The organism is Pseudolactococcus laudensis, from assembly GCF_013449735.1.
Taxonomy (GTDB): Bacteria; Bacillota; Bacilli; order Lactobacillales; family Streptococcaceae; genus Pseudolactococcus; species Pseudolactococcus laudensis.
This window is the reverse complement of the sequence record NZ_JACBNY010000032.1, coordinates 1-11,269: the sequence shown is the minus strand read 5'-3', so window position 1 is coordinate 11,269 and position 11,269 is coordinate 1. Positions and strand designations below refer to the sequence as shown.

Annotated in this window: 10 protein-coding genes and 3 pseudogenes; 6 read left to right on the top strand and 7 right to left on the bottom strand. The window is 34.1% G+C overall.

Translation table 11 applies throughout. From position 1 onward, the window contains the following. The first annotated feature begins 1,147 nt into the window (after positions 1 to 1,147). The 5 genes and pseudogenes from HZR21_RS10615 to HZR21_RS10595 form a co-directional block, all read left to right on the top strand. Entirely contained in the window at positions 1,148 to 1,852 is a 705-nt protein-coding gene (locus tag HZR21_RS10615) for a DNA methyltransferase family protein (RefSeq protein ID WP_021213139.1), read from the top strand. Continuing rightward, positions 1,853 to 6,172: an Eco57I restriction-modification methylase domain-containing protein gene (locus HZR21_RS10610; protein ID WP_180747606.1), complete on the top strand. Its 4,320-nt coding sequence runs from the start codon at positions 1,853 to 1,855 to the stop codon at positions 6,170 to 6,172. It begins immediately after the preceding gene. After that, a complete protein-coding gene (locus HZR21_RS10605) occupies positions 6,169 to 7,221 on the top strand; it encodes a hypothetical protein (RefSeq protein WP_180747605.1) in 1,053 nt (350 codons plus the stop codon). Before HZR21_RS10610 ends, HZR21_RS10605 begins: the two co-directional genes overlap by 4 nt. A gap of 58 nt (positions 7,222 to 7,279) precedes the next feature. Further along, a complete protein-coding gene (locus tag HZR21_RS10600; RefSeq protein WP_180747602.1) occupies positions 7,280 to 7,417 on the top strand; it encodes a hypothetical protein in 138 nt (45 codons plus the stop codon). A 31-nt stretch (positions 7,418 to 7,448) separates the two neighbouring features. Continuing rightward, positions 7,449 to 7,550, top strand: a pseudogene (locus HZR21_RS10595) (IS6 family transposase); the annotation flags it as partial. Between the two features lie 210 nt (positions 7,551 to 7,760). Here the strand turns inward: HZR21_RS10595 and HZR21_RS10590 are convergent. From HZR21_RS10590 to HZR21_RS10565, 7 genes and pseudogenes are all read right to left on the bottom strand, one after another. Beyond that, on the bottom strand, positions 7,761 to 8,318 hold the full coding sequence (locus tag HZR21_RS10590) for a recombinase family protein (protein ID WP_180747607.1): 558 nt from the start codon (positions 8,316 to 8,318) through the stop codon (positions 7,761 to 7,763). A gap of 71 nt (positions 8,319 to 8,389) precedes the next feature. Beyond that, positions 8,390 to 9,346, bottom strand: coding sequence for a S41 family peptidase (locus tag HZR21_RS10585; protein ID WP_180747604.1), 957 nt, complete (start codon positions 9,344 to 9,346; stop codon positions 8,390 to 8,392). A 185-nt stretch (positions 9,347 to 9,531) separates the two neighbouring features. Then, positions 9,532 to 9,765: pseudogene (locus HZR21_RS10580) on the bottom strand (transposase); the annotation flags it as partial. Between the two features lie 71 nt (positions 9,766 to 9,836). Next, positions 9,837 to 10,139, bottom strand: coding sequence for a hypothetical protein (locus HZR21_RS10575; protein ID WP_180747603.1), 303 nt, complete (start codon positions 10,137 to 10,139; stop codon positions 9,837 to 9,839). An 80-nt stretch (positions 10,140 to 10,219) separates the two neighbouring features. Beyond that, the gene (locus HZR21_RS11965; RefSeq protein WP_259276413.1) at positions 10,220 to 10,345 is read right to left on the bottom strand and encodes a hypothetical protein; all 126 of its coding nucleotides are present in this window, start codon (positions 10,343 to 10,345) and stop codon (positions 10,220 to 10,222) included. A gap of 103 nt (positions 10,346 to 10,448) precedes the next feature. Beyond that, positions 10,449 to 10,664, bottom strand: coding sequence for a helix-turn-helix transcriptional regulator (locus HZR21_RS10570; RefSeq protein ID WP_101913440.1), 216 nt, complete (start codon positions 10,662 to 10,664; stop codon positions 10,449 to 10,451). Then, the gene (locus HZR21_RS10565) at positions 10,661 to 10,972 is read right to left on the bottom strand and encodes a DUF6442 family protein (protein WP_101913439.1); all 312 of its coding nucleotides are present in this window, start codon (positions 10,970 to 10,972) and stop codon (positions 10,661 to 10,663) included. Before HZR21_RS10565 ends, HZR21_RS10570 begins: the two co-directional genes overlap by 4 nt. Before the next feature lie 214 nt (positions 10,973 to 11,186). Here HZR21_RS10565 and HZR21_RS10560 point away from each other — a divergent pair. Continuing rightward, positions 11,187 to 11,269 (top strand): annotated as a pseudogene (locus HZR21_RS10560) (IS6 family transposase); the annotation flags it as partial.

The window sequence follows — 11,269 nt, the reverse complement described above, 5'->3', positions numbered from 1 at the left end:
AAACAAAAACTTTTGGAAGTGTGCTATTATAAGTCATATAAGTCGTGCGCTTTCTAATGCGTAGTGGTTTAAGATTAGGATAGCACGACTTATTTATTTTCCAATGAAATTAACTAGCAATTCGGGTTTTAGTTGGGAGTTAATAGTTATATTATAAAAAATCAATTTTAAAAAATAAACGGAAAAACAAATAAAATCAAGAAGTAATCTTGATTTTTTTGTATTCTTGTATACTTCAGAAGGATTAATTCTGGGTTAATAACAAAAAAATAGAACAGGCTAGATACTGTGCATAGTATTATGACAAATAAGCATGCTCTGTTGTCTTGTTAACAAAAAAGCTTGTGGTAGCTTTTTTAAACTTCATGAAAAATGTTGTTTTACTATATCTACATTAAGTCAATCAGATAATCGATTGTATTTTTATGAAGAACCCCATAATTTTTATACTTTTCTAAATACCCAAGATAGGAATATTTAGATGATACTATATTTGAGTTAAACAAGTATATCACCAAAGGAAAAAATAGTGATGCAAAAATTATTTCTGTTGAATGAGGTGCTTTTATAATGAAAATAATCTCAATTAGAATAAGTAAAATAAATAGATTAAAATTCTACGTTTGTTACTCTAAAAACTTGACTTAACGTCATGGAATACTTGGTTTTATATTTTCAATTACAGCTTTTTGGCTAATAGGAAAAGAAACATATCAAACAAATAAAATAAAAAAATACACTAGTTATGCGACTGGTACACAGAAGACTAATCAAGATGAGTGCTAAAGCCCGATATATCAACATTTGATTGCGAAGAGTGAACAAAAAAATAGGGAATTTTAACGAAGTTCTCTGCCAAAATCCCTGCCAAAAAATCTTGGCAGGGATTTTCTTATATTCGCTTGGTATAACTGGGTTTATAGGGATTTAAAATAATTCATTTTTTATGAAATTTGGATGTCATAATCTCTTTAAGATAAGAGTTACAAGTGGTATAATAGAGTTATGAATAGAACAGAAAAATCGAAATACCTAGGTATTTCCTTTAGGACATGTCCTAAAGGAACACTAACAGGCAATAAACATAAAAATATACCGTTTGAAATAAATAATTCAAACGGATTTTTTGTATACATTGGGGGTCATGATGACCTCTGAAAAACTGATTAAATCAAAAGAACGTGTCCAGAAACACGGCGAAGTATTCACACCCTCGTGGATGGTTCAAAAAATGCTTGATACCGAGGGAGTGAAAGAAGCGTGTGAAAATATTTATTCTACTTTTTTAGAACCCTCTGCTGGCGATGGAAACTTTTTAGTCGCAATATTAGAGCGAAAAATTGAAGCTGTAACCTTGCAATTTGACAAGACAAGCTGGAAAACAAAATCTTTATTTGCCTTGGCTTCAATCTACGGTATCGAATTTTTAGAAGATAATCTTGAACTTGCAAGATTTAAAATGCTCAATAATTATATGGAGTGGTATGAAAGAGTATTTGACGAACGTTTGAGTGTAAATACTGGCTTTTATAAGTCGGTCAAATTTATTATTCGAAAAAATATCGTTCGAGGAAATACATTGACAAAAAAACATCCTGATACCGATGAAGCGATTATCTTTAGCGAGTGGAAGAAAGTGAAGAGCTATCCAAGTAAAGTGGAGTGGTCAGAATTTACGTTTGCGAGCCTTTTTGGAGAAAATGTGAATGTTGAGCGAGGGATTCCGGAAGGGCAACTCAGTCTTTTTGATTTTGATGGCGATGGTATTGATGATATTGAACTTGATACAGAGCAAAAGATAGAGCCTATCATTATTGATATTCAGAAAGCTTATCAATTGGAGGAAAAGTAGATGTCAAAGAATTTTGAATTTTTGATGGTTGAAGCAGATACGGCTGTGCTTTTTGAAACGGCAAATCTTGCGGAAAAAAATTATACGCACAAAGACTATGAAGGTACACTTACTAAAGTGCGGAAAGTGGCTGAGAAAGCTGTTTCACTCATTTTGGAAAAAGAAGCAATTATTTTGCCAAGCCGTACAAATTTTAATAACAAACTCAATGAAGCGAACCTAAGAATTTCTGAGCAATACATTATTCAAGCTTTTTATGACATTAAAAAATTAGGAAATCTCGCAGCTCATGAGGTTAACACTGCAGAAGCCACGCAAGAAAATGCACTTAAAGCACTCAATCATATTTTTGTTATCTTGGTTTGGTTCGTGAAAAAATATACGAGTACAGATATTCAGATGGCTTACATGGACTTTTTAGAGCCTGAAGCAGAAAGGCTCTATCAAGCTGCGGAACGTAAGCTGATTTATATTCAAACTGTCAATAATGAAAGCGGAATGTTTCAAGCTTACGAAGGTACACAAAAAATTGGTGAAGCAACTGCGCCAGATGATGATTTTGAAGTCGATTGGTCGCCTAATAGTGAATTTTTGCGTACCGTAGGCGCAAGACGAGTCAATCAATATATGAAAACAGCAGGTTTGAAATTCGTTTTGGAATGGGTAGAGCTTGCCTGGAAAAAATCAACTAAAACATGGTTTCACGACCATGATGTTCATGAAGTGTTAAAGCGTTCTGGCGTTAAGAAACCAGAATTACTTGATGGCTCAGAATGGTTCAAAACAGACTTAGACACAGCTAAAGAAGCTATTAAAGCAGTAAAAGAAGGACGGTCTGCGCTTCAAACAATTGCTGAAACAGCACCAACTTATGAAATAAAACTTCGTCCAGAGCAAGAAAATGCTATTACCAAGACAAAAGATGTTTTCAAAAAGAAGAATAATATGCTTTGGAATGCCAAAATGCGTTTTGGTAAAACGTTGACTTCTTTGCAACTGATTAAAGATGAAAAGTATCAAAAAGTATTGATTATGACCCATCGTCCTGTAGTTTCAGATTCTTGGTTTGAAGACTTTGGCAAGATGAAGATGGCAGATGAGGGATATGACTTTGGTTCTAAAGATAAAGGAGAAAATCTCGAAAACCTTAAAAGAGGAAATAGTCCGTTTATCTATTTTGTTTCCATTCAAAAACTAAGATATGGTGGCGGTGAAACGAATCTTGCTGAATTTTCTGATATTGATTGGAATTTGATTATTATTGATGAAGCACACGAGGGAACGCAAACAGAGCTCGCAGATGTAGTGCTTAATGCGGTCAAGAAAGAAAAGACAAAAGTTCTTGAACTCTCAGGAACACCATTTAATCTGCTCGACCAATATGATGAAGATCAGATTTATACATGGGATTACACGATGGAGCAGACCGCAAAGCTCAAATGGTCGCTTGAAAATCCTGACCAACCGAATCCTTATGAGTCTTTGCCAAAAGTGTCCATGTACACTTTTGAAATGCGTAACAAAGAAAAATATGCGGATGAATCAAAAGCCTTTAATTTCCGTGAATTTTTCCATGTAGATGATAATGGAGAACTGGTTCATAAAGAAGATGTTAATGCCTTTTTAGACAATATCACGAATCAAGAGAATGCGACAAATTATCCGTTCTCTACAGAGCAATATCGTAATGAACTCCGCCATACATTATGGCTTATGCCAGGAGTCAAAGAAGCCAATGCCTTTGAAAAATTGCTCAATGAACACCGTGTTTTTGGACAAGAATATAATATTGTCAATGTTGTCAAAGATGATAAGTCAGATAATACGGAAGTCGCAACAGAGGGAGATTTAGAGAAAGTCCGTAATGCGATTACTAATGACCCAAGTCAAACAAAAACAATTACTTTGACCGTGAGAAAACTCACGACTGGGGTAAATATTCCTGAATGGACTGCCGTTTTATTCCTTTCAAATACCAATAGCGCTATGAATTACTTGCAAGCGGCTTTCCGTGCGCAAACACCTTTTTCTGATGAAAAGCTGGGGATGAAGAAAAATTGCTACATTTTTGATTTTGCGCCTGACCGTGCGTTGTCTGTGATGGCTGAATCTGCACAAGTTAATTCTGGTGTGGGTAAGAAAAATACACAAGAACAAAAAGATATGCTTACACGCTTGTTGAACTTCATGCCGATTTTAGGTAATAGCGAAATGGGGATGACGAGCTTCAACGTTGATAAAATGTTGACCCAGCTCAAAAAAGTCTGTGCCGAAAAAGCTGTTCGCTCTGGATTTGAAGATGATAGCTTGTATAATGACCGGTTGCTTACGCTGACTGAGGGCGATACAAAAGTATTTCAAGATTTAAATGCCATTGTCGGTAAAACGCAAGGTCAGAAAAAAGTCAAGATTACGATTTCTGAAAATGGTCTTTCTGATGAAGAGTATGATAAAGGCGAGAAAGCAAAGAAAAAGCCCGCTCGACAACGTACTCCAGAAGAAAAAGAAGCGATTGATAAAATTAATGAAGCGAAGAAACAGCGCAAGACGATGATCTCTATCTTACGTGGGGTATCTATCCGTATTCCAATGATGATTTACGGGATGAAGTTGGATTTGGCAAAAGATATTTCGATTCAGGATTTTGTTAAAGAAGTCGATGATGAATCTTGGAAAGAGTTCATGCCCAAAGGTTTTACTAAAGGAATGTTTAAGCAGATTGTGCAGTACTATGATGCGGAAGTATTTGTCGAAGCAGGACGGATTATCCGTCAGCGGGCAAAATCTTACGACCAATTGGACTTTATCGAGCGTGCAGAAAAAATTGCGGAGCTATTCAGCACGTTTAAAAACCCAGATAAAGAAACTGTGTTGACACCGTGGAGAGTGGTCAACTTACAGTTGACAAAAACGATTGGCGGACTGAATTTCTTTGATGATGAGTTTGTCAGTACGACTGATGGGGCTGTTAGCAATTTACATTGGGTGGAAAGAAATGACACAGATAAAATATATACTGATGAAAGTAAATTTCTTGAAATCAACACGAAAACAGGGCTTTATCCGCTCCATGTAGCCATGAGTTTGTATTATCAAGCTGTCAATAAAAATGAAGATATTCACTTTGAAGCCGATGAAGTATACAAGAAAATCTTGAAAGAAAATATCTTTGCGATTGCAAAAACAGAAATGGCAAAGACTATCACAGAGCGTACACTTGCAGGCTATAAGAGTTTTGAAACTAACGTGCAGTATATTGATGGCTTTGTGGAAGCCATAAAAGAAAGTCCAGCTAAGGGCAAATCCAAAGTAGAGGAGACATTTAAGAACGTGAAATTTGATGTAGTGATTGGGAATCCCCCTTATCAGGAAGAGTCTATTGGCGATAGCACACAAGCCCCGCCGATTTACCATAAATTTATGGATACTGCTTATGAGGTTGCGGACAAGGCAGTTTTGATTACGCCTGGGCGGTTTTTGTTTAATGCTGGTGCGACAGGAAAAGCATGGAATGAAAAAATGCTCAATGACGAGCATCTGAAAGTGATTTTCTATGAGCAAGACAGTTCAAGGATTTTCCCTAATACGGACATCAAAGGGGGGGTTGCCGTTACTTACAGGTCTGTCAGTGATAATTTTGGCGCGATTGGAACGTTTACGAGTTTTGAAGAGCTAAATTCTATCTTGCATAAGGTTTCGTCAGTAATGTCAGAAAGTTTTAGTACGATATTTTACCCTCAAACAAAAGTCAATCAGCAAGTTGACGATAGATTTCCAACAGAACGTCGTATGCGACCTAACTGGTTTGAGAAGTTTCCAGAAATTTTCTTGAATGAACCAGATAATCAACATACTATAAAAATTGTTGGTCTTGAAAAAGGAAATAAACGAACTGAACGATTTGTTTCTAAGGAAATTATTGCCGACTCAAATATTGAAAAATTTAAAGTATTTGTGACAGAAGCTAATGGCTCAGGAAATTTAGGGGAAATTCTATCAAGTCCAATAATTGGTGAACCTCAAATAGGATGTACTCAAACATTTTTACAAGTTGGCTCATTTGATAAAAAATCAGAAGCAGAGAATTGCTTGAATTATATTAAAACAAAATTTTCTCGTGCAATGTTAGGGTTGTTAAAAATTACTCAGCATAATCCACCAACAGTATGGGCAAAAGTTCCCCTCCAAGATTTCACTCCAAACTCCGACATCGACTGGACAAAATCCATCCCTGAAATCGACCAACAACTCTATACAAAATACGGACTTTCGCAAGATGAGATTGATTTTATTGAGGAGAAAGTGAAGGTGATGGAATGAAGGGTAGTGAACTAAAAACACAGATAAAAAAAGCAACTCAGTTTAGTCAATGTATTTTTCATGATACAAACGAGTGTAGTAGTAAAATTATCAATGGTCATTCAATCTCAAAATCGAAGATATTAGATACTCTATCACAGGATGCTTTTGTTTATATTCCAGAAATTGATTTTGATAGCCAGCCTAATTTTAATAGAAAACCCAAAACCTTTATGGATTTGATTGCTCCCAAGCTTGGGTTACCGAATATTAAAATCTCAAGGATTACAAAAAAGAATTGCTCAACTTCAAAAGTATTTTGTGCAAAACATGACCAATCTCTATTTAGTATTATTGACCAAACTGCTTTTGAGGATACGATTGATCAGATTTTTCAATATAGTTATCGTGCATTTTCTAAAGAATATTCAGCAGTAATTAAAGAAAAGAAACTATATGAATCATTTCCGATTCATAAAAAGATTGATGTTTCGCTGATTGATTTAAAAGTGTCAGATATTGAGAATTCGAAACAAAAGTTTGATGATGCATATTTGAAAAAGGAATTTGATATTTTTGAATCTTTCTACCATAAACTTCCTTATGAAGTGAATTTAGCGGTATCAACCTGTTATAATCCACCTATGGATTTTGAAGGTAATAAATTAGTCAATTTATACAGCAGAGATGAAAAAAGAACTCCGCAAATATTCTTAAATGTATTTCCTGAAAATGGTAAGACGGTAATATTATTTAGCTTTTTTAGAGATGATAAACGATTATTTAAAAACTACTTCAACCAACTTGAAAAAATATCAAAAAATAAAAATAATTTCAGAAGAGTGTTAAATCATATACTTGTAACTTATCCAGAAAATATTGTGTTTGGTGAAAAATTGAACCAATATATGACAAAGACAAAAAAGTGGGACTACTATAAAAGTGATTTCATGGAGTTTTCTTATTTACCTTTAATCCGATTTGGAGAACTAGGGGATATGAGTGATTTGATGTACTCTGAACAGCAAAAACGTAAACTTGAATATAATCTACTACAAAACTATATTTAAAAGAAAAATAAAATCTATCAAAAGACAGATTCCTTATTAAATAAGAAAGGTAAGTCTGATGGGGTTAAGAGGTGAAATAATAGTTGATTATGAAAGAATATTAGTCAAAGAAATTTCTAAACGATTTAAGAAACTTCGTGGGAAAACTCCGTATGGTTCTGTTGCAAAGTTTTCCAAAAAATCTATTTTAGTGTAAAATTGAGAAAAAAGACAGAGAGGACAGAGTAATGAATCATTTTAAAGGCAAACAATTCAAAAAAGACGTCATTATTGTCGCTGTTGGTTACTACCTGCGTTACAATCTAAGCTATCGTGAAGTTCAGGAATTGTTCGGTAAAAAATAATCATCTTCCACTCGATCACACCTAAAATTTACATTTTAGTTTGTTCCTCGTTTCAGACGATTCTTTTTATTTTTGGGGCGTTGCCCCAATCCCCAAGCAAGCAAAAAAAGACAGTTTCCTGTCTCTTTTGTTCTTGTTTTTTTCGCAACAGAACCATTTTTTTTGTTTTTTTTCTATCAGCCTTTAGTCTTAAAATTATTTCATTCTTTTGAAAGCTCGTTGCTGGGTACTAATGCTTATCCCTGTTTTCCGTTCAATCATCTTGTAAGTTAAGCCTTGCTGTTTTAGCTCATACGCCAGTTGTAACTGCTCTTTTGTATATTTCTTTGGGCGTCCTTCTCGAAACTTGGGGTCGTGAGCTTTCGCAAAACGCTTTCCCTCTTGGGTGCGTTCAAGTATTAATTCTCGTTCAAACTGGGCAAAGGCAGAAAAAATCGTAAAAATCAATTGTCCTGTGGCGGTATTATCAATTAGCCCAATGTTCAGAATATGAATCGTCACGTTTTGTTGAAACAGCTCTTGAATGATTTCAAGGGCTTCTTTAGTGTTGCGTGCGAAACGGTCAAGTTTGGTCACAATCAAGGTATCTCCTGCTTCTAATCGTGTCAGTAAACCTTGAAATTCAGGACGTTGTTTGGTTGTTCCTGTGAGTTTCTCTTGCACAATCATTTCTGCGCCTGCGTCTTTTAATTGCTCGATTTGATTTTCCAATTTTTGGTCTAAGGTACTTACACGTGCATAGCCGTATTTCATGTTTTTCGCTCCTTTATTTATGACTAACAAATAAGACTTACCATATGTTTTTCTTGGCAAGTCTTTTTGCTTTACTTTATTTGAGATTTTATCCATTCTATTGCAGAACTTTTAGCATTATTTGTTTGAATGTCCGGACTAATAGGAAAATTTTTATAAATATTATTTGTTCTGTCTTTTACAAAAGCAGAAGTTATTTGTAATGTTGAGCCATCATATAAATAGACGGTTTGATTAGCAGAAGTATAACCTGCTGAATCAGAACCAAAAAATTTAACATTAGGTATTCCCTCAAAGCACAAAGCGGTTAATTCGCCGGAGCTCCCTGTATTATTATCTATTAATACAGCAATAGGAGCTTTTTTAATTTTTTTATTATCACTTATTTTTGTTGATGACCTGCCACTATTTATTTCTCCATTTTGTAGTTCAACAGGTTTAGAATGACTACTTTTATCAACATAAGTAAATAGAGTTCCATCAGGCAATAGGGGGGATAATCCTAATACCATAGGAGATAAGTCTCCACCTCTATTCCCCCTCAAATCAACAATTACCCCATTATAATTGTTTTTATGCAATGAAGATTCTAAAAAATTAGCGTAATCAGATGCTTGACTATCATTTCCAGTAAATTCAGGAATAGTTAATATTAAAGTGTTGCCTTCGATTTCTGCCTTTGGTTTTATATATTTTGTAATGCTTCGTTTTGATATGTCTTCTTCATGTTCAATAAAAGAATGCTTTCCTCCTGCAACTTTAATCGCTTTTTGTAAAAAAGGGATTGTTTCTGCATAGTTTTTAGCATTTGATGTTTCTTCTATCGTATTTTTTTTAGTTTCTACCCATTCTTTTGAATCAGTAAATAGCCCAAGTTCATCCATATTTTTTAAGGCAACTCGAACATACTTCTGAGGGGAGGGTGGTACTAAATATATGTTGAATTTATACCCCCAAAGATAGATAATTCCTAAAAATAAAGCACATACTGCCACTAAACCTAATAAAATCCGCTTACCTATTTTCATATTAAATATTCTCCATCAGTTATTTCAATACTATTAAAACATAATTTGAATGGAAAATCCTGCAACTTTGGACTGATTGTAAACGATAAATCTAGGAAGTAATTTTGCGCTCTCATATCAACTCAAAGTTTAAAAATTAGACATAATGGGAAGTTATGACTAGTTTTCTATTTTGAATAAGTGGGTTCTGTTGCATCATCAGATAGATTGTATAAGCGTTGTAAAATTAGAATTTTCAACATTAAAACAAGGTCATAGGGCGGTCTACCACCATGAGATTTGTTTTTTAAATCATACTTAAAAATCCGGTTAAGAGTTGGGCGAAAACACTCGAAATCAACCACTTTTTCTAGCCGCTCAAGAGGGTCTCCTTTTAAACTTAATTTTTCAAGATAGTCGCTATCTCCAAATAAATTCATCTTCAATACCTCGTTAGCTTATTTTTAATCTATTATACCTCTTTTCATACGTTTTTAGAGGTGCCCTAAAGTCATTTGTGATGTTGTTTAGCTTCTGTTTCAGCCTTAATTTTAGCTTGCTTTTCAGCTTCTGCCTTGGATTTAGCTTCTTTATCAGCTTTAGCCTTGGCTTCCTTATCATCTTTTAAATGCTTTTCAAGTTTAGCCTTTTTATCAGACTTGATGATTTTAGCGTTAGTATCTGCTAAAATTTTTTCATTATGACGGTTGACCGCAAGACCAGTACCACTAGCAAGCAATAAAAGAATAATCGCACCAGTTACGACTCTCTGTTTTAGAGTTGTTTGTTTGATTTTTTCTACTAATTTTTTCATAATTTTTATCCGTTCTAAGCAATAATCGCTACTAATACATACCCTTACTATAACATATACACCAAGGGTCTACAAGGTTTTTAACGACTCATTAACGTCCGTTTTTTAATAGATTTCTCAATCTTAGGTTTCACGATTTCAACATCACGAATTTCAACTGTCAACTGTTTTTCCTCACCAGTTTTAGTTTTTCCTGTTACTTGCATAAAGACTCTCCTTGCTATTTCACTAATATAAGAACGCAAACTCTGACATTTGCGCCCCTAAAATAAAAAAGACCTAAGTCGTTTTAATATACTTAAGTCTTCACTACTCAAAATAGAATAATTTTTCAAATTCTATATCCAACGCTATACAAAGTAATAATGCTAATTTAGCAGATGGAACGTACTCATAGGTTTCTATATTGCTAATTGTCTGTCTCGAAACACCAACAATTTTAGCCAAATTACTCTGGTTTATTTGTTTTTCAGCACGAGCCACTTTTAACCTATTCTTTAACTCAAGTTTTCCTTTATCCCTCATTTAAAAATTCCACTCATTAAATTCCAGCCCATCACAGAAACAGCAATTAATAATACTACAATTACTATGATGTTAGTCATCGACCTCTTCTTTTTGAACAGATATATTTCATGTCCCAAAGCCAAAAGTAATAACATAAAAAACAAATCGTCTATAGATTCATTTTTTAGCAACCTAATTGTGAAAATAAACAGCCAAGCAACTAACAACATAATATAGTGTACTATTGACATATTTCTCCACTTCGATAGTTTACCCTCATCTTGACTTTCTTGTTGTGCCATTTGTAAAATCTTCTTATTATTCATTTCTTCTCTTCCTCTCTATGAATAAAGTATAACACTTTACAAGTAAACTTGTCAACTATATAAGCAAACTTGTTAAAGATATAAGCAAACTTGTCAAAATTAAAGTATGAAAAGTCCGTAAAAAATTAAGAAGCTCTCAATGGTTCTGTTGCAAAGTTTTCCAAAAAATCTATTTTAGTGTAAAATTGAGAAAAAAGACAGAGAGGACAGAGTAATGAATCATTTTAAAGGCAAACAATTCAAAAAAGACGTCATTATTGTCGCTGTTGGTTACTACCTGCGTTACAATCTAAGCTA

What these genes read in the sequence shown, in the direction of transcription:
- HZR21_RS10615 (WP_021213139.1), top strand. Translation starts at nt 1,148, where the DNA reads ATGACCTCTGAAAAACTGATTAAATCAAAAGAACGTGTCCAGAAACAC.
- HZR21_RS10610 (WP_180747606.1), top strand. Translation starts at nt 1,853, where the DNA reads ATGTCAAAGAATTTTGAATTTTTGATGGTTGAAGCAGATACGGCTGTG.
- HZR21_RS10605 (WP_180747605.1), top strand. Translation starts at nt 6,169, where the DNA reads ATGAAGGGTAGTGAACTAAAAACACAGATAAAAAAAGCAACTCAGTTT.
- HZR21_RS10600 (WP_180747602.1), top strand. Translation starts at nt 7,280, where the DNA reads ATGGGGTTAAGAGGTGAAATAATAGTTGATTATGAAAGAATATTAGTC.
- HZR21_RS10590 (WP_180747607.1), bottom strand. Translation starts at nt 8,318, where the DNA reads ATGAAATACGGCTATGCACGTGTAAGTACCTTAGACCAAAAATTGGAA.
- HZR21_RS10585 (WP_180747604.1), bottom strand. Translation starts at nt 9,346, where the DNA reads ATGAAAATAGGTAAGCGGATTTTATTAGGTTTAGTGGCAGTATGTGCT.
- HZR21_RS10575 (WP_180747603.1), bottom strand. Translation starts at nt 10,139, where the DNA reads ATGAAAAAATTAGTAGAAAAAATCAAACAAACAACTCTAAAACAGAGA.
- HZR21_RS11965 (WP_259276413.1), bottom strand. Translation starts at nt 10,345, where the DNA reads ATGCAAGTAACAGGAAAAACTAAAACTGGTGAGGAAAAACAGTTGACA.
- HZR21_RS10570 (WP_101913440.1), bottom strand. Translation starts at nt 10,664, where the DNA reads ATGAGGGATAAAGGAAAACTTGAGTTAAAGAATAGGTTAAAAGTGGCT.
- HZR21_RS10565 (WP_101913439.1), bottom strand. Translation starts at nt 10,972, where the DNA reads ATGAATAATAAGAAGATTTTACAAATGGCACAACAAGAAAGTCAAGAT.